At 40.8% G+C, this 20669-nt stretch carries 21 protein-coding genes and 1 tRNA gene; 5 read left to right on the forward strand and 17 right to left on the reverse strand.

Annotated features, from left to right (window positions below; translation table 11 throughout):
• Positions 1–58: 58 nt before the first annotated feature.
• Positions 59–1069: a methionyl-tRNA formyltransferase gene (locus ESA94_RS05185; RefSeq protein ID WP_240670991.1), complete on the forward strand. Its 1011-nt coding sequence runs from the start codon at positions 59–61 to the stop codon at positions 1067–1069.
• A 63-nt stretch (positions 1070–1132) separates the two neighbouring features.
• On the opposite strand, the gene ESA94_RS05190 is transcribed toward ESA94_RS05185, so the two are convergent.
• A complete protein-coding gene (locus tag ESA94_RS05190; protein ID WP_129129776.1) occupies positions 1133–1573 on the reverse strand; it encodes a hypothetical protein in 441 nt (146 codons plus the stop codon).
• A 245-nt stretch (positions 1574–1818) separates the two neighbouring features.
• Positions 1819–2817: a LysM peptidoglycan-binding domain-containing protein gene (locus tag ESA94_RS05195; RefSeq protein WP_129129777.1), complete on the reverse strand. Its 999-nt coding sequence runs from the start codon at positions 2815–2817 to the stop codon at positions 1819–1821.
• A gap of 172 nt (positions 2818–2989) precedes the next feature.
• On the opposite strand from ESA94_RS05195, the gene ESA94_RS05200 reads away from it, so the two are divergent.
• The 3 genes from ESA94_RS05200 (at position 2990) to ESA94_RS05210 (ending at position 5958) form a co-directional block, all read left to right on the forward strand.
• The gene (locus ESA94_RS05200) at positions 2990–3625 is read left to right on the forward strand and encodes a ribonuclease H1 domain-containing protein (RefSeq protein WP_129129778.1); all 636 of its coding nucleotides are present in this window, start codon (positions 2990–2992) and stop codon (positions 3623–3625) included.
• Between the two features lie 214 nt (positions 3626–3839).
• Positions 3840–4127 (forward strand): YtxH domain-containing protein, encoded by a 288-nt coding sequence (locus ESA94_RS05205; protein ID WP_129129779.1) that lies wholly within the window; start codon positions 3840–3842, stop codon positions 4125–4127.
• 187 nt (positions 4128–4314) lie between these two features.
• Positions 4315–5958 (forward strand): ABC1 kinase family protein, encoded by a 1644-nt coding sequence (locus ESA94_RS05210; RefSeq protein WP_129129780.1) that lies wholly within the window; start codon positions 4315–4317, stop codon positions 5956–5958.
• A gap of 85 nt (positions 5959–6043) precedes the next feature.
• On the opposite strand, the gene ESA94_RS05215 is transcribed toward ESA94_RS05210, so the two are convergent.
• The 15 genes from ESA94_RS05215 to ESA94_RS05285 form a co-directional block, all read right to left on the reverse strand.
• Entirely contained in the window at positions 6044–7444 is a 1401-nt protein-coding gene (locus ESA94_RS05215; RefSeq protein ID WP_129129781.1) for a methyltransferase RsmF C-terminal domain-like protein, read from the reverse strand.
• The gene (locus ESA94_RS05220) at positions 7407–7928 is read right to left on the reverse strand and encodes a hypothetical protein (protein ID WP_129129782.1); all 522 of its coding nucleotides are present in this window, start codon (positions 7926–7928) and stop codon (positions 7407–7409) included. Before ESA94_RS05220 ends, ESA94_RS05215 begins: the two co-directional genes overlap by 38 nt.
• 4 nt (positions 7929–7932) lie before the next feature.
• A complete protein-coding gene (locus ESA94_RS05225) occupies positions 7933–8733 on the reverse strand; it encodes an O-methyltransferase (RefSeq protein WP_129129783.1) in 801 nt (266 codons plus the stop codon).
• Positions 8734–8740: 7 nt separating this feature from the next.
• Positions 8741–9646 carry a hypothetical protein gene (locus ESA94_RS05230; RefSeq protein WP_129129784.1) on the reverse strand — a complete coding sequence of 302 codons (906 nt, stop codon included), beginning with the start codon at positions 9644–9646 and terminating at the stop codon, positions 8741–8743.
• A gap of 4 nt (positions 9647–9650) precedes the next feature.
• A complete protein-coding gene (locus tag ESA94_RS05235; RefSeq protein ID WP_129129785.1) occupies positions 9651–10169 on the reverse strand; it encodes a dihydrofolate reductase in 519 nt (172 codons plus the stop codon).
• Between the two features lie 158 nt (positions 10170–10327).
• The gene (locus ESA94_RS05240) at positions 10328–11122 is read right to left on the reverse strand and encodes a thymidylate synthase (protein WP_129129786.1); all 795 of its coding nucleotides are present in this window, start codon (positions 11120–11122) and stop codon (positions 10328–10330) included.
• 72 nt (positions 11123–11194) lie between these two features.
• Positions 11195–12424, reverse strand: a complete 1230-nt coding sequence (locus tag ESA94_RS05245) for a proline dehydrogenase family protein (protein ID WP_129129787.1) — start codon at positions 12422–12424, stop codon at positions 11195–11197.
• 44 nt (positions 12425–12468) lie between these two features.
• Entirely contained in the window at positions 12469–13290 is an 822-nt protein-coding gene (locus ESA94_RS05250) for a hypothetical protein (RefSeq protein WP_129129788.1), read from the reverse strand.
• Between the two features lie 132 nt (positions 13291–13422).
• Positions 13423–14286, reverse strand: coding sequence for a hypothetical protein (locus tag ESA94_RS05255; RefSeq protein ID WP_129129789.1), 864 nt, complete (start codon positions 14284–14286; stop codon positions 13423–13425).
• An 81-nt stretch (positions 14287–14367) separates the two neighbouring features.
• Positions 14368–15261: a hypothetical protein gene (locus ESA94_RS05260; protein WP_129129790.1), complete on the reverse strand. Its 894-nt coding sequence runs from the start codon at positions 15259–15261 to the stop codon at positions 14368–14370.
• A 144-nt stretch (positions 15262–15405) separates the two neighbouring features.
• Positions 15406–16251 (reverse strand): hypothetical protein, encoded by an 846-nt coding sequence (locus ESA94_RS05265; RefSeq protein WP_129129791.1) that lies wholly within the window; start codon positions 16249–16251, stop codon positions 15406–15408.
• 58 nt (positions 16252–16309) lie between these two features.
• Complete coding sequence (locus tag ESA94_RS05270) at positions 16310–17632, reverse strand: aspartate kinase (protein WP_129129792.1); 1323 nt, start codon at positions 17630–17632, stop codon at positions 16310–16312.
• Positions 17633–17837: 205 nt separating this feature from the next.
• Positions 17838–18932, reverse strand: coding sequence for an Ldh family oxidoreductase (locus ESA94_RS05275; protein ID WP_129129793.1), 1095 nt, complete (start codon positions 18930–18932; stop codon positions 17838–17840).
• A gap of 98 nt (positions 18933–19030) precedes the next feature.
• Complete coding sequence (locus ESA94_RS05280) at positions 19031–19345, reverse strand: DUF3467 domain-containing protein (protein WP_129129794.1); 315 nt, start codon at positions 19343–19345, stop codon at positions 19031–19033.
• A 107-nt stretch (positions 19346–19452) separates the two neighbouring features.
• A tRNA-Asp gene (locus ESA94_RS05285) sits at positions 19453–19526 on the reverse strand.
• Between the two features lie 173 nt (positions 19527–19699).
• Between ESA94_RS05285 and ESA94_RS05290 the strand changes: the two genes are divergently transcribed.
• Positions 19700–20668 carry a Gfo/Idh/MocA family protein gene (locus tag ESA94_RS05290; RefSeq protein WP_129129795.1) on the forward strand — a complete coding sequence of 323 codons (969 nt, stop codon included), beginning with the start codon at positions 19700–19702 and terminating at the stop codon, positions 20666–20668.
• Position 20669: the final 1 nt, after the last annotated feature.

A 20669-nucleotide genomic window follows, 5' to 3' on the forward strand; every position in this document is an offset into this window, starting at 1 on the left:
CTCTTTGATTTCTTATTAACAGCTACCCATTTCCTTCCTCTTCACTTATTTTTGCCGTATGGCTGAAAAATCTTCGTTACGTATTGTGTTTATGGGTACACCTGAGTTTGCAGTTGCATCGCTTGATGCATTGGTGCAGGCAGGTTATAATGTTGTGGGTGTAATTACAGCGCCTGATAAACCTGCAGGTCGTGGTATGAAGCTTACAGAAAGTGCAGTGAAGAAATATGCCGTGCAACATGGCTTACATGTATTGCAACCGGAGAAACTGAAGAACCCTGTTTTCCTGAAAGAATTAATTGCGTTGCGTGCTGATCTGCAGATAGTGGTGGCGTTTCGTATGTTACCCGAAGCTGTCTGGAATATGCCAAAGATGGGAACAGTAAACGTGCACGGAAGTTTGTTGCCGCAATACCGTGGTGCAGCACCCATTAACTGGGCTGTGATCAACGGCGAAAAAGAAACAGGCGTAACCACATTTAAACTGAAACATGAAATTGATACCGGCGATATTCTGTTGCAGGAATCATTTCCGATTGGTGAAGATGAAACTGCAGGCGAAGTTCACGATCGTATGAAAGAAATAGGTGCACAGCTGCTGGTAAAAACTGTTGAAGGATTGGAGAACGGAACGCTGCAGGAGAAACCGCAATCGTCAATGGTGAACGGTGAATGGTCAATGGGAAACCCCGAAACATCAGGCACCCACTCACCACTCACCACTCACCACTCACCACTCCAGCATGCTTCCAAAATATTCACCGAAACCTGCAAAATAGATTTTACAAAAACAGTTGAAGAAGTGCATGATCTTATTCGTGGCCTCTCTCCTTTTCCCGGTGCGTTTACAACGTTTAACGGAAAGCTGATGAAGATCTATAAGTCGAAGAAAGAAGTAACTGCAGGTCGGCCCGCTGAAAGCGGCCTGACCGACAACAGCTTTACTACAGATGGCAAAACCTATTTCAAATTTGCCTGCAGCAACGGTTTTGTTCATGTGCTGGAATTACAACTGGAAGGAAAGAAGAGAATGTTGATTGAAGATTTTTTGAGAGGGTACAGAAGCTAAGGGCTAAGAGTTTGAAGGAGGGAAAGAGTTAGTTTATAGGCTTTATCGTTATTCGACTTTCCTTTAATCGAATGAAGAACCCGGCTTTATTTGATGCGAGAACTGATGTTTTATCAACAATGTATTAATAAACTTCCTGAATGATTTACTGAGTCCATCGGCAATATAATAAACCTCATCTCCTTCTCCTACTTTACCCTGCTTTTGGGCTGGTATAACAATGCTCGATTTAAGACGATTACAATCCAGACAAATAGATACATGCGCAACTACTTTCCCGTTTAGGTAATATACCAACCCAACGTGCGGATCGAAACAAAATGCTGTTGCTCCTCCATACGAAGTTTTCTCACCCAAACGCTTACTTAGTTTTTCAATAACTCCTTTATCAAGTACAAACTGCTTTTTTACAGTTTTTGCAAGCCTCCCGTTGTCATCAATAATAGTAAGCCCGATGTCCTTACCTCCTTCAAAATCATATATTACAACTTTATCAAATCGCAAGTTTAGAAATGGATTTCCTTTTTGTTGGAAAGACAAAAAGCAAATCGCAATCAGCAGTAATATTGTCTGGCGCATTTTTTTTGCTTTATCAATGAAGGCATCAGAATTAAAAAAGAGGTTGTTGAATATAACAACCTCTTTGTCATTAAAATTAATTACCTATTATTCTCTTAAACCGCTGTCAACATTTACAACTGCTGCTGAGGTTCTTACTTCGTACCCCGTACTTCTTACCTCGTACCTCTCTATTTCCCCCACACCAATTCTGCATTAAATTTTTCTGCACTGATGCCAAGCTGTGCTGCTGCTGCATTGCTTAAGCGAAACATCAAACCGCTACCCGGACTTGTTTCTTCTACACTACCCAGCACTTTTGCATACACTGCTTTTCCGTTCGATGGGTTCTTTACCATTACGATCGTTCCCTTTTCAATGTTATCCATCAGCACATAATATTTTCCATCGCTCCAGCCGCTTGTGCTTTTAAACACAGAACCCGGACCGTTATTACTATCTGTACGGCGGCCGTTATTTGTCTGGCGATTAAACTCATCTTTAAAATACCCATTGCCTGCATAGCTTACAGGATCAGCAACAACTTTCGGTTCTTCTTTCTTTGGCTCAGGCTTTGGCGCTTCCACTTTGGGTTCCTGCTTTGGCTCTTCTTTCTTTACCACCACATCCTGCTTCTTCGGTTCTTCCGGTTTTACTTCGGGCTTGGGTTGTTGTTTTACAACAGTTGGTTCGCTGCGAACATTCATACCCTGTGCTGCCAACGGCGATAAGGTTTTATCTACTTTTAAAAACCCAACGATCACTTTACTGCCTGCATTTACTGCATTGCCGGAAAGATTATTCCACGATTGAATAGAAGCATTATCGGTACCAAACAACTGGCTGAGTTTGGTTACAGTTTCACCTGCCTTTGCTGTATGATAAACCGGAACAACCGTTTCATTTTCTTTACGTGTTCCTGTTTGCCAGAAATTCACTTCGTTTAACGGAATACGAATTTGCTGACCGATACTTAAAGGAGAAGTCAGTTCGAGTCCGTTATAAGGTGCAAACACACGTGGACTGATATTGTAAATACGGCCAATGCTGTAAAAGTTTTCTTTTGGTCCGATGCTGTGCACGAGGTAAGGTTTACCCTGGCTATCTAACTGCACCTGCAAAGGCGTTGTTTGGGCCATTGCAATAACTGAAACAAACAGAAACAAAAAAAACGAGAGGGCTCTCTTCATGGGATCAACATTATTTTCCTTGCAAAGATGCAGAATTTAGTGAAAGTATTGTGCCAAAGAAAAGCTTAACCCAACTTTTGCAATTGAACGGATATGATTAGCGCTTGAGTTAAGTTCCGACAAACATAGTTTCGTCGGGGCTTAACGTTTCTTTTGCTAACATTGCAGCTTTATGAGCAAAGTAACGCAGAAATACTACGTTGTCTGGAAAGGAAAAGAGCCCGGCATTTATACCAACTGGAACGATTGCAAAACGCAGGTAGAAGGTTTTACCGGAGCTGCCTACAAATCCTTTACTTCTAAAACAGAAGCAGAGCAGGCCTACAAAGAAAACTTTGCCAAACACATTTACAAAAAAGATAAAGACAATACGCCGAAAGATCTTTCTGCAGTTGGCACACCTATTCACGACAGCATCATTGTTGATGCTGCATGGAACAGTGTGGGAAAAGATATGGAGTACCAGGGTATTCTTTACAAAACCAATACCCGCATTTTTCATATGGGGCCGCTTGCAAACGGCACAAACAATATTGGAGAATTTTTAGCCATTGTGCATGCATTGGGTTATTGTAAAAAACACAATATGCTCACCATACCTATTTACAGCGACAGCCGCAATGCCATTGGTTGGGTAAAAGCAAAGAAGTGCAAAACTAATCTTGAGCAATCTGCAAAAACACAACACATCTTCGATCTTATTTACCGTGCGGAAAAATGGCTTACTGAAAACAGCTATCGCAACAAAGTATTGAAATGGGAAACAGAAGCATGGGGCGAAAACCCGGCAGATTTTGGAAGAAAATAGATTCGGTTTCTTGTTTCTGGTTTCTTGTTTGTAATTAGGTGTTGCCGGTTCCGGGCTACTGTTTTTGATTTTGGTTTTTCTTGTGCCTTCATTCTTTCCTGTGCCTTGTCGCTTTCTTCTTTTGGATTTCGTTCCTCGTACTTCTTACTTCGTACTTTTTTTGGCAAGGTTCTTGAAAATTTCAACATTATTCACCTTTTAAAAACACAGCAATATGAGTTTACGATTAATGTTAGCATGCGCTGCCGCAGGTGCAGTTGCAGGTTTGTTGTTGGCTCCTGAAAAGGGTGCATCTATGCGCAGTAAGATCAGCGAAAAACTGGAAGATGTAAAAGAACGTTGGTATAAAGTAAAAAACAGCAGTTCGGAACTGGAAGAGCTGAAAGAAGTATTTAAAACTGAAATTGCCGGTTTAAAAGAAGATACACGCAAACGTGTTCTGGAAATTCTTGAGTCTACAAGAATAACAGGCAACCACCTGAAAGCGCAAGTTCTTTCCTGATGAAAACAAAAGACGCTAAGGCCCGCTCCCTTCGTGTTGGTACAAAGTAAAAAGGAGCAGTGAACTGTTTGCAATCAACCATTTTGTTGATAACGCAGAATGATTACTTTGTGTGTACAACAATGGGGCGGCCTTTTTGTTAGTAGGTCAACTCCCAACCCATTAAATCACTGTAAACAGCTATCGTATGTGGATATTCCGGGTTAACCGCCTGTTCAGAAACAGTTTTCGTTTAATCAGCATCTTGTTTATCATCATTAAACATTTGCTGAAGAACAGCGTTTACAGCAATCGTTTTTTGCGCAGAATAATTGACCCGAAAAGAAAAAATCTCACTTCCCGCTCGGAGCGTATCCGTTTTATGATCGAAGACCTTGGACCAACTTTCATAAAGTTCGGACAGATTATTGCCGATCGTCCCGATCTTGTTTCAGAACAGTTACGCAACGAATTAAAAAAACTGCAATCATCTGCAAGGCCATTTGATAACGATATTGCTTACCGCATCATTGAAGAAGAGCTGGGCGATCCTTTACACGAAGTATTTCAACATCTCGATCATACACCTATTGCATCTGCATCTATTGCGCAGGTGTACAGAGGCGTTTTACGCAACGGCGAAACTGTTGCAGTAAAAGTTCAACGTCCACACATCAAACAAAAAATATCCATCGATCTTGTATTGATAAAGATACTTGCAGAGCAGGTGGTAAAAACATATCCGGAGCTTGCCAGTTTTAATGTAATTGAGTTTGTAGAAGATTTTGGAGAAATCATGAAGAAAGAACTTGATTTTACCAATGAAGCATCGAACATGATGCGTTTCTCCGAAATGTTTAAACATGACGATTACTGTTACATTCCGAAAGTGTACAGCAATTACACCACACAAAAAATACTGGTAATGGAATTTGTTACCGGTATTGAGCCGGATGCAAAAGAGCAATTACAAACAAACGGATACGATATACAACAGATCGCTGTTAACGGCACCAACATTATTTTAAAAATGATTCTGCAACACGGATTTTTTCATGCCGATCCGCATGCAGGTAATTTGTTGATTCGTGAAAACAACCAGGTTGTATTGCTCGATCATGGCATGACGGCGAGTTTAAAACCAGCGCAGATACAGGCACTCATCAACTTCATGCTGGGCTTTGCAAGACAGGATACGCATCGTATTACCAAAGCATTACTGGCATTGCTCAACGTTAATTTTTATAAAGAGCAGGCCGATCTTGAATTTGAGATTGGCGAACTGATACAGAAGTACAGTTATATTCCTTACGACAAAGTTGATATTTCGAACCTGCTGGCCGACACGTTTAAAGTGATACTTCGCCATGGACTAAAAGTGCCAACCAACTTGTACATGTTACTGAAAGCATTGGGCACTATTCAGAAATTTGCAGAAGCGCTGGAAGCGGAGATTTCAATTATTGATATGATTGAACCTTATGCCATCAGTAAGGTGAAAGAAAAATTCAGTTTCGATGCCATTATTAATAAAGTAATCAACTCTGCAGAAGATTATCTCTACATCGTTGACCGCTTACCTACCGATATCAAAGAGATCGTAAACAACTTGCGTACAGGTGTATTAAAACATGAAATTAATTTCAGGGAAGATAGTTTTACCAACAAGGCATTGCGACAGAATTTCAATCGTCTTGCATATGTATTTATTCTTGGTTTGCTGATGATTTGTGCAACACTGCTCATGATCTATCAACCTGCAAGCGACGGTATAAAAATACTTTTCTACTCTACAGCAGCCATTTTGATATGGACAGGTTTTAAACTGTTGTTTAATACAAAATTCAAGTGATGAATGATGAGTAATGAGTCCTGAGCGAAGTCGAAGGACGTTGCTGTTGAGCATCGAGCGAAGTCGAGATGCGAAGAAACAAGTTTTACCGCATCAATATTCTCCACTCTTTGGGATAGTAATTGTTCATGCGGTTGCCTAATAATTTCATCCAGCCTAAACCAAACCCGTTATACGTTGCCAATGCCCAACCTTTGTGCGGATGATCGATTTGCAGATCGTTCTTACGCAGATAATCCAATGCCTGTTCCTTGGTTAATTCAACACGTACAATATTGCTGTTAACGTTTGTACTTACTGCTAATGCATGTTCGGGTAAGAGATCGTTCTTGGCAATACTCCCCAACTCAATTCCGGCATAACGCACTTTCAATTCCTGCATCAGGTATTGAATGGTTTCGTTCCATGCTGTTGGCACAGCTGCAATTACCTGGCCCTGCAATACAAAACTGTACACATCTGTTGTTTGCATCCATTGCGCAGCAATAGCTGCATCTTTCTTCGCAGGCTCCTGGTTCCTTTTTATTTTGATGCGTAACGGAGCAGGTGTTTCACTTTTTCGAAATGCTGCAATAAAAAATCCTTCGCCCTTTACTTTGTTGGGCCAGAAACGATAACCGTATGCACCTGAATTTGATTGCACTTCATCAATACTCCATTCTTCTTCCACCTTCAACCTTAAACCTTCCACCTCAAACCTTTCACTCATCCAATCCAATATCGCTTCATCTTCTTCTGCAGAATAAGAACAGGTTGAATAGATGATTACGCCATCTTCTTTTAAACAAGGCCATGCATCAGCTAATATACGTTGCTGCCGCTGACTACACAGTTCCACATTCGCTTCGCTCCATTCGTTGATGGCTTCGGGATCACGACGAAACAAACCACTGCCACTGCAAGGCGCATCGATCACCAACACATCAAACAAACCGCTGAGTTTTGAAAAGGCTGATGGATCATTATTCGTCACCACTACATTATCTGCTCCCCACTTAATGATATTTTCTTTGAGAATATTTACTCTTGATTGAATGACTTCATTACTCAGCAGCAAACTTTCCTTACTGATGACCGATTGCAACAAAGTTGATTTGCCACCTGGTGCTGCACACAGATCGAGTACCAGCAATGGTTGCGAAAGATCAACTGTTTGCTTCATCGCTTCTTCAACAAATATGCTGCTTGCTTCCTGTACATAATAAGCACCGGCGTGCAATAACGGATCGAGTGTAAACAAAGGACGTTCGCTGAGGTAATAACCGTTAGATGACCAGGGAACGGGAGCGTGAATGGTGAGTGATGAGTGGTGAGTACCTGGCTCCTGGTTGTTTATTGACCATTGACCATTCACCATTGACCTCTTCAATGGATTCATCCGCACCGACACCACCTGCTCTCCACTTTCATGCACCTGCACAAAAGCATCCCGATCAAAACTGTTGATCTTACTGAGCGAAGTCATCAAGGAAGCCGGTAGATTCATCTTCGGGTTTTTGTTCGTTGAGCGAAGTAACAGATTTTACCATTGCAACAATAAAAAACAGTCGGGCAATTGTAAAAAGTGTCCACCCAATAAATATAAACTGAGCTTCGTAGTCCGTTACTACACTACTTAACTCCCTAGAATCATACGCAGAGGGAAGAATGAACATAAGTACAGCGAACTCTACAATCGGTAGCAACACTGAAGAGATGATTGTCATCCATAAATGCCAGCGAACAAGCTTACGCACAAAATATCGTTTCCTGAAAAAAATATAACATAGTGCTTCTACTAGCAACACTACTGGCGGCATTATTTGAATAAAATTAATTACTGTAGATACGGGAACCTGTTTTGCTGCAGACGAACTTTCATTAAGCGACACGATGGTAATATATGAAAACAGCAAAAGAAACACCCGAAAAAAAGACGACAACAAGAGTGTTACAAAAGCTGAAATAAATTTGATACGCCGATGTTTCATATAATTAGAATCTTATTACAAAATGCTCTCTCTCCTTCTGCTCCTTCCTTAAAAACACAAGTCCGATAAAAAACAAATCAATTGTAAGTGTAACCTGTGGATGTTGTTTCAACTCTTCCCATGCTTCTTCCATTTCTGCACTCCAGTGAATATCATCAAACACAAACACCGTATCATTAATTGCTTTTGCCAGCAGCTGTTCAAAATAACGAAGTGTTGGTTCTTTACGGTGATTGCCATCTATGAACACAAAATCAAAAGCCGATTCAGGTTTACTGATCAGCTCCGGCAACGTTTCATCGAAGTTGCCAGTATCAGCATTTACATTTTTCAACTGCAATGCATCAAACTGTTCTTGCGCCACAGCTGCAATAGCAGCAGAACCTTCCATGGTTGTTACAACAGCATTTGTATTTGCTTTTGCCAGATAAGCAGTAGTAATTCCCAGCGATGTACCTAACTCCAGTATTTGTTTTGGCTGAAAATAATTCACCAGGCGAAACAGCAACTGTGCATATTTCTTCGGCTTCAACGATGTTGCAGCGATCTGTTTTACCACACGCTGCTTTGTTAATCCCTTGGTTGAACCTGCACCAAAATCTTCAACTGTAAGCACTGTTTCATTTTGCAACAACAGCCTTCGCTGTTCTTCCACTTCTGTATATGCAGGATGGTTAGTGGTATCATTCAACACCTTGGTAATAAGATCGAAAACAAAAGGCGAATGCACACCATGCCCTTTGCCATTAGCTGCCGTGAAATAATAATGAAGGAATTTCTTTCCAATTTTAAAAGCTGAATACATTCGAATATTAAACCGATGATTTTTTAATGAGTTCGGAAACTGACTGATATAAGCCTTTTTGTTGCAACGATTTTAAAAACGAAGCAGGATCGTCCTGATAAATTTGATCTACCTGTTCATTATAGCCAATATGAGCATGCGGTACATAATACCTTATCCCTCTGAAAAAAACGGAACGATTTTCATCACTATCACATGTAATGGTTTTCTGCAAACCGTCAGATGTAAGAAATTGAAATTTACCAACTTTGAAAAGCGTTATTACAAGAACCAATGTGTGCTTCTCTATAATCGGTTTAATCCATACAATTCGTTCAGGCTCTTCATGCAACACAGTTTGCCAGTAATAACCACCTTTTAAATCGCCCTTAAACTTTCTCAAAAAATAAATGATTGCTATAAGAATTACTCCAGCCGGTATAAAAAAAACAGGAAACTTCAATGCAGAATTAATGATAAAAAAAAGCAGTACCGCAAGAACCAGCAACGCAAACAGCGTTGATAAAGATGCTTTTTCTGAAGAGCTTACAATAAATTTATTAAACTCTTCGTCGTTATAATCTGCAACAGGTAAATGTTCCATTAATTTTTCAATCTCATAGTTCGTTAAACCCTTACTCAACAAAAACGACATTACTTCCTCATCAGATTTACCATTCTTTCTTAAACGAAGAGCCTCTATCCATAAATCATTTTTAAGTTTCCACTGCTCTCTTTTTTGAATTTCATATTGATCGGAAGCTGCATTTCTACCAGGTAAATCAGGAAAATTTAACTTACGCTCTTCGAATACCTTTTTTAAAATTGTCAATGCTTCTGCGGTGATATTCTTCTTTTCCTTTAATGCAAAGCTTGTCAACTCTTCATCAGACAAAGAGAGATAATGCTGCTTTACAAGTTCGCTGTCAATCATGTTACTATACTATTTCAGAATTTATTCTATCCCAAACTTGTATTGAAAACGAATACGCATGCTTTTCATCAGCATTAAAATCACTGGTCTTGCTCAGGTTCCATTCGTTTACATCAAACGATGGAAAGAAAGCATCAGCTGCTTCAATGTTTGCATGCACTCTTGTAAGATAAATGCGGTTGGCAATTGGCAGCGCCTGCTCATAAATGTTTGCACCACCAGCGATGATAATTTCTTTTGTCGCCAGTTTCTTTGCCTGTGCAATGGCCTCTTCAAGCGAAGAAGCAAACCATACATTTTCATAAGCAGAGGTCAAGCCCTGCTGTCTTGAAATAATAATATTGGTTCGTCCCTGCAATGGCTTACCTCCTACCGAATCAAATGTTTTTCTTCCCATGATCACGGGCAATGCCCATGTGGTATTCTTGAAAAACTTCAGATCGGTTGGTAAATGCCAGAGCAACTGATTGTCTTTGCCGATGGCGTTATTGGAAGAAGCAGCTACAATTAAAGAAATAAGCATGAATGAAAAATAAATAATGAAAAATTGAAAATGAAAAACGCCCAGCCTACTGCTTCTTTCGTCTTTCGTCGTTACGCTGAGCTGTTTCAATACTCTTCAGAAAGATCGCCATCAACCCGTTACTTTCAATAAAAGCTTTTTCTACTATTTCATTTGCGTTACACCGCAACCGGTGCTTTTATTGCCGGATGGCTTTGGTAATTCTCCAGTGTAAAATCTTCGAACTTAAATTCAAAAATATCTTTCACTGCAGCATTCAGCTTCATGGTTGGTAATGCAAATGGCGTGCGGCTTAATTGCGTTTTCACCTGCTCCATATGGTTGCTGTAAATATGCACATCACCAAACGTATGCACAAAGTCGCCGGGCTGCAGATCGCATACCTGTGCTATCATCAATGTAAGCAATGCATACGATGCAATGTTGAACGGCACACCTAAAAACACATCGGCACTGCGTTGGTATAACTGGCAGCTTAATTTTCCATCAGCTACGTAGAATTGAAAAATAGTATGACAAGGCATCAATGCCATCTTTGGCAGATCGGCCACATTCCATGCACTGATGATGAGACGGCGACTGTCGGGATTCTTTTTGATCTGGTTGATGAGATCGGTTACCTGGTCGATCACCACACCGTTTGCTCCTTCCCAGCTTCGCCACTGTTTACCGTACACCGGACCAAGCTCACCATTTTCATCGGCCCATTCATCCCAAATGCTTACACCGTTTTCTTTGAGGTAAGCAGTATTGGTTTCGCCTTTGAGGAACCACAATAATTCATGAATGATGCTGCGCAGGTGCACTTTCTTCGTTGTTACCAACGGAAAACCTTCGCTCAGATCGAAACGCATCTGGTAACCGAATACGCTTTTTGTACCTGTACCGGTACGATCGGTTTTTTCGGTTCCATTATCCAATATATGCTGCAGTAAAGAGAGGTATTGTTGCATGGGTGCAAGGTAAAGAAAAGCCGATAGTCTTTAGCCCATAGCCAATAGTTGTGGGGAATGTGTGGATGAAAATTACACTCCTCTCCGCTTCAATTCTTTCTTGATCAGCGCCAGCTCTCTGCCTGTTTGTCCGCTTACCGAACTGTTTTCCTGTGCACGACGCATCAGGTAGGGCACTACATCTTCAATGGGCCCAAAAGGCAGGTACTTGCTTACCGAATAACCTTCTTTGGCAAGATTGAATGTAATATGATCGCTCATGCCGTACAGCTGACTGAAATGCACATGCGGATGATTGTGCGGCAAACCTTTTTCGTGCAACAAACCGGCCGCAAGCAGATTGCTTTGTTCGTTATGCGATGCTACAATGGTTGCAATACGCTCAACATGTGCTAAACAAAATTCTACCGCACGGTTATAGTCACGGTCGCAGGTTTCTTTATCTGGCTGAATAGGTGAAGGATAATTCATAGCGGCTGCACGCTCCCGTTCTTTTTCCATATAAGCCCCACGAACAATCTTGATACCAAGAATAAAATTGCGTTGTTCAGCAGCTTCATAACAATCGCATAAAAACTGGTAACGATCGTGGCGATACAGCTGTGCTGTATTGTACAGTACTGCTGTTGTTTTGTTGTATTGATCCATCATCAGCATGGTTAATGCATCTACCGGATCCTGTATCCATGTTTCTTCTGCATCGATCAATACACCTACTTTTTTGGCAGCTGCAGCAGAACAGATTTTTTCCATGCGGTTGCACACCCGTTGCCATTCTGCTTTTTCATCGGCACCCAGTTGTTCCAATGCAGCTTCATAACGACGCACCAACGTACCGGATGCATTTGCCATCAGTCCATCCATTTTTTCGAGTAAAGCAAAACGTGCAATGCCGGTTACCTTCACACTCATAAACGGAATATTGGCCTGTGTAGCTGCGTAATTAATTACACTAATAAACTGGCTGCAGGAATGATCTTTTTCTTCTTCGCCATAATCGCCTCCTTCCACGCCGTAATCGAGAATTACCTGTACATGAAACTCTTCCAGTTTATCGGCAACTTTGGCTGTTTGCTCCAATGTTTCGCCACCTACAAACTGTTCGAATATTGTTTTACGGATAATACCTTTAATTGGTAATTTGACTTTAATGGCCCAGGGAGTAATACGGGTGCCAATGTTTACCAGCCACTGGTAACCCATGGAAGAAAAAAGGAAATGTGCTTTTTTTAACTGCGTATCATTCTTATAGGCGAACGCATTAGCGGTATTCTCGAAAGATACCTTCGAATTGTTCTGCATGCTTTTACGATTTGAGGTGGCAAATATAGCAGAATTTGAAGCCGCTACTCCTGTTTTTGCACCAGCACCAACATGATATTTCGCACAAAACCCGGTTCAATTTTATATTCTTTTACGAGTTCTTTCTGTTTAACAGTTATCTGTAAGCTAAGCTTGCTCTTACTCTGCGATTGATTAATTACAATAATATCACTTCTTCCCGGTTGTACTTTATGCACTCGTATGCGCAAAGGCTTTTTATACAGGCTGAAAGCCTCGGCAACCGGTTCATCGTTAAGCAGTATAGTTACCGAATCGTTTATATTTTTTTCAACAGAGCTGATATCGATCACCAGTTCGCTGCTGTCTACCTCTATTTCAGCTATTTTTTGATAAAGCCTTTCTTCCGGCTGTAACATAATTCCGGCCAATTCAATACTTGTATATACTTCCTCTAAATAAGTTTCCACTTCTTCTTTTGCAGATTCGGATACCGCCGAGTCTGTTTTCTTTGCTGTAAAGAGATCGCCTTCTTCATTTGCCCATATCCATTTGCAGTTTACTAAAGTATCGTTGCCGGCATTGGAAAAATTCAATTCAAGTCGTTGAAAAAAACTGCAGTCCTGCGTTGTCATGGCGACACCTCTCCGTACATTTTTCCGAATAAGGCGTACTCCTTTCTGATTCATTCTGCCCGAAACAAGATAGTCGCAACCATACACTGTGCCTTTATTGTAACCACGTGTTGAAATAATGCCTACCAATTCTGTATCTGTCTCCATCAGCTCCAGCCGCACATTCATTTTATTTTTCTTATCGCCTTGCAGAAAAAAACTTCCTTCCCAAACACCAACTGGATTTTGTGCAAATGCAACAACAGTTGCCATACAGCAGAAAAAAAGGAGAACAAGGAAAGCCTTTACTTGCATACGCTCTCAAGATACAATTATGAGCGAAAATGCAACCATTGAAAATTTAAAAAACTGTTAACCGTTTTTAAAAATGTGCTGAAGTATTATTTACTCCTGCCTGCGTTTTAACAGCAACCATACATTACCGCCATCCGCTTCTATTTCTATATTCCATTCTTTGCTGAAGCTACCTTGTTGCAGTACAATTTTTACCGGGAGTTTTTGTTTGTCGTTTGATGTATTGATGATGTCTATATAGAAACTTTTTTGATTGACGAAGCGGAAACGCATATCGAACACATTTGCAGATAAGTTGAAATCTTCTGCAATCTGCCTGCTGTTGAGTAAAACGGCAATCGATGCCTTTGGTGTTTTTTGCAGCAAGCTTACGGTCAAAATAATTGGCAGACTGTCAACCGTCAGCTCATCAATCTTCTTATTCATTCTTTCCCTTTCGGTTCTCTCTTTCCGAAGCTTTTCTTCATAAGCATCGCCTCTGCCCTGTAGTCCTTTGTTTAATTCGTCTTTTGCCGATTCGGAAATTTCTGCTCCCGTTCTTTGAGCAACAAATTCTTCGGCCTCTTCTTCACTCCATACCCAGTTTCCTCTAACAACATTTGATGAATCTTTCCTGTCGAAATACAGTTCAATATGTTTCAGCAGAACACAATCGTTGTAATCAATTGCAATGGCACGCTGTACTTTTCGCCGGGTAAGTACCAACACATTATCTGTTACTTTTCCTGCAACTACATAATCGCACCCATATATTGTACCTTTTTCAAGTCCACGTACGTTAACAACGCCCATGAAAGCATTGCCTTGTTGAACAAGCTCTATCAGCAGGTTCATTTTCTGTTTCTTCTTTCCGTTCATGAAAAAACTTCCTTCCCATACACCGGAAAAATTTTGAGCAGGTACAGAACAGGCAAAGCTCAAACTAAGAAGAAATAAAAAAAGCCGTAACTGCATTGTTGCTAAAATATAATTACGAAATAAATGAGCTGAAAGAAATAAAATAACGGAGTGTTAAAACTATTCTTTTGTACTTCGCTATAATTGGTCTTGTCCGAATCCGGAAAACTCATCCCGGTACAAATCATCGTTATAAATCAACTCCAACAACACATCACCCAATGCTTCAATAGCAGTAACCCAAACTTTTCTTTTCATCCCTTGTTGAAACGAAATCTTTACATCCAGTTGCTTTCCAGTATCAGAACTGTTTAAGAAAATAAGCCGATTGACCGGAGTGATTTCCTCCAGCTTAATTATCAAATCACTACTTGCCAAATTAAAATCTTTTACCAGAGCTTTGCCATTTACCCATGCAGATAAAGACGCTGTCGTATCTTTTATTACGGAGCTTACGGTGATCACTATTTTTCTGTAATCCACTTTCAGTTGACCGATCTTTTTCGTGTCAGGTACATAGCTTTGTTTGATCGGCTTTTGATTTCCGATAGTAATATATTTAGTGCGGCTAACTTCGTTAATTTCTTCTTTAGCAGATTCCGAAACTGCTGTATTCATCCTTTTAATCACAAATACCTCCTCGCTGTCGTCTGCCCAAACCCAACGTCCTTTTGCCGTGTTTGTGCTGTCTTTTAAATTGAGCGACAATTTTATGTGTTTAAATGAACCACAATCGTTGCTTGTTATAGCAAACGCATCCTTTACATTCTCCTTTGCAAGAGTGAGGTTGTTGTTTTCAAACCATCCATGAACACTATATTCACAACCATAAGTGGTATTATTTTCATATCCACGTGTGGCTATGACAGCTCGCACCCAATTTTCTTTCTGTATTACTTCAATACGTACATTGATTTTATGTTTTTTACTTCGCAGGTAAAAATAGCCTTCCCACACACCGGTGTAATCTCCGGCAATAGCGGAAAGCACAAACGCTATAAAAAACAAAAAGAAAAAAGCCCGTAACTGCATACTTAGTTAAGATACAATTACGGGCGAATGAAATAATAAACTGAACAGTTGAAAAAAGCTAATAATCTGCTAAAGCTTTTTGCCTGCCTGATAAAACGGCATGTTCTCAACATTTAAATCAATACACTCTTTCTAACTTTCCTGCTACTCCTTTATATCGAGCCGCAGCCATGCTCTTCCGCCCGGATAAAGAAATACGTTCCATTCTTCTTTCATGCCCTCTTGCTCGAGCAGAATTTTAAACTCCAGGTTATACCTTTTATCTGAATCATTAATGAATTCAATGTTACTGATCTTAGGCAGATCCTTCAGTTTGATAACTAAAACTTTTTCAGACAGGTCAAAATAGTCTGCAACAATTCCTTCATTCATTGTTACAGTCATTCGGGGCTTTGTATTTTTTTCAACGGAGGTTATTGTTATCGAGGTCTCTTTATTTTCTACCAATCGTGTACCTAAGCTTCCGGCAAAACGGGCATGTAATTCGCTTTCTTTACGCACAAAGTCGTTACGAAGATCGGAACGGTGTTTAAGGTTGTTCATTTCCTCCCTGGCAAAATCAGAAACTTCTGTTGCCGTTTTTGTAGCAGTAAAAACATTTTTGCTGCTATCCATCCAAAACCATCGGCTTTTTACATTAACAGAATCGTTTTTTTCAAACGACAATTCGGCCCAGCTAAATGAACCGCAGTCGGTAATCTTCATTGCTACCCCTCTTCGCACATTTATCTTAGTAAGCCGTAGTGTATTTTTATTTATACGGCCATGCACAATATAGTCACAACCATAAGTCGTATTCTTTTCAAATCCACGTGTACTAACAAATCCAACAAAGTCTTTATCCTTTTGGACTAATTCAATTCGCACATTAACCCTGTTCTTTTTGCCACGAAGAAAGAAATGCCCTTCCCATACGCCTGCATAATCCTGTGCAGGTAAAGAAAATGTAACCCCGAAAAAAAGAAGAAATAAAAAAGCCCGTAACTGCATTGTTGCTAAAATACAATTACGGACTTTAAACCGAATAGGTTGATTGACTAATGTTCTGTTAATCCAATCCGAAAATTCCTTTGTTTAATACCTGCAGGGTTTGTGTTTTAAACGAACCCGGTACAAGCAATGTTACGTTATGCGGACTACCACCATAACTTACCATACGTACAGGAATATCAGCAATGCTTTCGAACAGTTTTGCAAGAATATGTTCTGTTTGTCCGATTTCGTTACCAACAATACTTACAATTGCCTGGTCTTTGTCAATCTCTACAGTTCCAAATGGTTCCAGTTCACGAATGATATCATCGAGATAAGTACTGCTGTCGATCGTAAGAGATACTGCTACTTCAGAAGTAGTGATCATGTCAATTGAAGTGCGGTATTTCTCAAATACTTCAAACACTTTGCGCAAGAAACCATAAGCCAGTAACATACGGCTGCTCTTTATTTTAATTGCAGTGATGCCATCTTTCGCAGCTACCGCTTTTACACCAACGCTTCCTGCGTTTTCAACTATCAACGTTCCCTTTGCATCAGGCTCCATTGTGTTCAATAACTTAACAGGCACATTGTAGTGTTGTGCTGGCCAGATAGATGCAGGATGCAGAATTTTTGCTCCGAAGTATGCAAGCTCTGCAGCTTCATCAAAGCTCAACTGCTCAATAGCAACTGTTTTCTTAACAATACGTGGATCGTTGTTATGCATGCCATCAATATCTGTCCATATTTCACACACGCTTGCCTGCCCGGCTGCAGCAATAAGCGATGCTGAGTAATCACTTCCGCCACGTTTGAGATTATCTACTTCGCCTTTTGCATTGCGGCAGATATAACCTTGGGTAATGAATAACTTCTTACCACTGTTTTGTGCAAGGATGGCACTGAGTTTTGCTTTAATGGCACCAACCTGTGGTTCATCGTATGCATCAATGCTCATAAAATCAAGTGCAGGCAACAACATATGATCAATACCTTTTTCTTCGAGATAGCAGCTGAACATTTTGGTGCTCATCAACTCACCTTGTGCAAGAATATCTTTATTCAACGCATCGTTGAATGATATTTTAAGAATGATATTTAAAAACTCGAAATGCTCAGCAATGATGGCACGGCACTTCTGCTGTGCTGCTTCTGTTACAAGCAGATTGCTGATGAAGTTTTGATAATGTGCATCCAGCTTATCAATTACCTGTTTGGCTACAGTGCGGTCGCCGTTTGCCATTGCGTTACCAATTTCAACCAGCGAATTGGTAGTGCCGCTTAAAGCACTTAATACCACAATTTTTTCTTCAGCATCACGGGTAATCAGTGTTGCTACGTCATGCATTCTTTCCGGCTTACCTACAGAGGTACCGCCAAACTTCATCACTTTCATTGTTCTTGTTTTAAGTTATATGGGTTGTATCGATGATGATTGTGTACGAACCACAACATCATGTTTGCTGTTTGCCGTTTTGCATTTGGCAGACAACTGCAGATGAATTGCTTCATCATTCCTTCTTCCGTGTTTGTACAGTTGAACTATGCGTTAACAGCCGAAGTTAAGTTGCATGTTGTAATGCAGAAAAGCGGATGCGAAATTAAAGAGAGAGATTGAATTTCTGCCCAACTTTCGCCAAATCTTCCGCAACCGTTCCCAGTAATGGAATTCCTTCTTTCATACGCTGCTCCTCGAACAAACGTTCGGGATCTCCCGGTATTAAAACCTGCTCGTATCCCTCGATTGGCTTGGCCGACCGGAAACGTTGTATCCAGTTGTCCATATCTTTTTTAAATGCCTCTGCTGTACGGAACGCATCAATGCGCATGGCTCCGAGAAAATGGCCCAATCCTTTACCAGGTTGATTTTCGGGCATGGGTACATATGCAGGAAAAGGCGGCACCCACGGACCATAGTTGGCTCCGCTTAGCACTGCAGAAAATATATCTACAATAGAGCCCAGGGCATATCCTTTATGACTGCCATGTTCTCTGTCGCTGCCCAATGGAATTAAAGCACCCGCATTCTTCAATGCATGCGCATCTGTTGTGGAATTACCTTCTGCATCCTGTATCCAGCCTGTGGGCGCTTCCTGTCCTTTACGTTGTAATATTTCGAGTTTACCATTGGCAGCAGTAGTTGTTGCAAGATCGGCCACGAATGGCGGCTCCGTTCCTGCAGGAATGGCAACTGCGATGGGGTTTGTGCCCAACATCCGTTCCTTCGAAAAGGTTGGTGCTACCAGTGCAGAGGCATTGGTCATTGCCATACCGATCATATCGTGCTGCAAAGCCATCATGGCATGATAACCGGCAATACCAAAATGATTACTGTTTTGTACGCTTACCCAGCCTGTGCCGGCCTGCTTTGCTTTGTTGATGGCTACCTGCATGGCAAATGGTGCTACTACTAAACCAAGTCCGCTGTCGCCATCTACTACTGCTGTTGATGGCGATTCGTGAATGATCTTTATATCGGGTGTAGCATTGATGCGTTTTGCTTCCCATAAGCGTACATAGCCACTGAGCCTCGCCACACCATGACTGTCGATACCACGTACATCGGCCGAAAGCAAAGTTGTTGTTGCAGTGGTTGCATGCTCTTCGCTGCAACCTATTGCCAGGAAAACATTTTTTGTAAAAGAAAATAAATGCTGATAAGAAAATATCTCCTCAGCTTGTCGTTCATGGTTCATAGTTCATGGTTCATTGTTAATACAGACGCTCTGGCTATTTCCGTCCGACGATGGAGTCTGATGAAGTACACTCATTATTCATCACTCATTATTCATCCTTATGCCTGCGCCGTGGGACCACCAAAATTCATCGGCACCTGAATTTCTTCCAGGTCTCTGATTGGGCCATTTGCAGCTTCAAAACGTTGTACGTTTTCAGTAAGAGCTTTCATAAAGCGTTTCGCATGTTGCGGTGTAAGGATGATCCTTGATTTTACTTTGCTTTTTGGGGTACCTGGCATTACGTTCACAAAGTCAACCACAAACTCTGCATGGCTGTGTGTAATAATCACAAGGTTTGCATATTCGCCTTCGGCCACTTCTTCGGTAATTTCAATATTGAGTTGATTGGGATTTTGCTGTTGTTGATCCATAATAAAAATTGAGTTTCAAATATACAATGCAAAAATGGTGTTGGCTTTGAAAGAAAGGAAAGAGGTAGCAAAACAAAAAGTCCTCTCAAAATTTGAGAGGACTTTTGCGGACCGGACGGGACTCGAACCCGCGACCTCCGCCGTGACAGGGCGGCATTCTAACCAACTGAACTACCGATCCAACTTCCCTTTGTTTGATTGGATTCTTTTGCAAGACGCCTTTCGTTTTCGGGAGTGCAAAGATAGGGGTTTCACTATTTCACAAAAAAGTTTTTTCTGTTTTTTTCTAAAAAAAGATACTCCTTACCTGCTGGCTTTCCATCATTTATATTTGCTGCTACTTAAACAATATCAATGCTTAAAGTAGCCGTATTTGGTACAGGACATCTTGGAAAGTTTCATTTAAACAACTGGAAGGAAATAGAAGGTGTTGAGCTGATTGGCTTTTACGACCCGAACGATAAAGCTGCAAAAGCTGTAGCCGAGAAGTACCAGCTGCAACGCTACAGCGATGCAGAAGAATTAATGAGTCTTTGCGATGCGGCCGATATTGTTGCTCCTACCAATTATCATTTTGACTTATGCGAAATGGCTGTGCGTAAAGGCAAGCATGTGTTTGTTGAAAAGCCGATGTGTAATACGATGGAAGAAGCTAACGAACTGGTAAAGCTTGTTCGTGAAGCGAATGTAAAATTACAGGTTGGCCATGTGGAGCGTTTTAATCCGGCTTTTCTTGCTGTAAAAGATCTGCAGCTGAACCCGATGTTTATTGAAGTGCATCGTTTGGCACAGTTTAATCCACGTGGTACAGAAGTAAGCGTGATTCTTGATCTGATGATCCATGATATTGATATTATCATGAGCCTGGTTAAAAGCGATGTAAAGAATGTATATGCCAATGGTGTGGCTGTAATGACCGACACTCCTGATATTGCCAACGTACGTATTGAATTTGATAATGGCTGTGTAGCCAATCTTACGAGCAGTCGCATTAGTATGAAGAAGATGCGGAAGATCCGTTTGTTTCAACGTGATGCGTATATCGGAATTGATTTTCTTGAAAAGAAATCGGAGATCATCCGCATGAAAAACAATGAAGACAACGATGCATTTACGTTCGATATAGAAACCAATAAGGGCAAGAAAACAATTGCCATTTCAAACCCTGCTGTTAAAGAAGTAAACGCCATTAAGATGGAGCTTGAACAGTTCAGAGATGCAATTGTGCATAACCAACATGTACCCGTAAGCGAAGTGGATGGTTTACGGGCAATGGATGTTGCACACCAGATTCTGCAGAAAATTCAACGCTCAACTGTCTAAA

The organism is Lacibacter luteus (assembly GCF_004118265.1).
Classification (GTDB): domain Bacteria; phylum Bacteroidota; class Bacteroidia; order Chitinophagales; family Chitinophagaceae; genus Lacibacter; species Lacibacter luteus.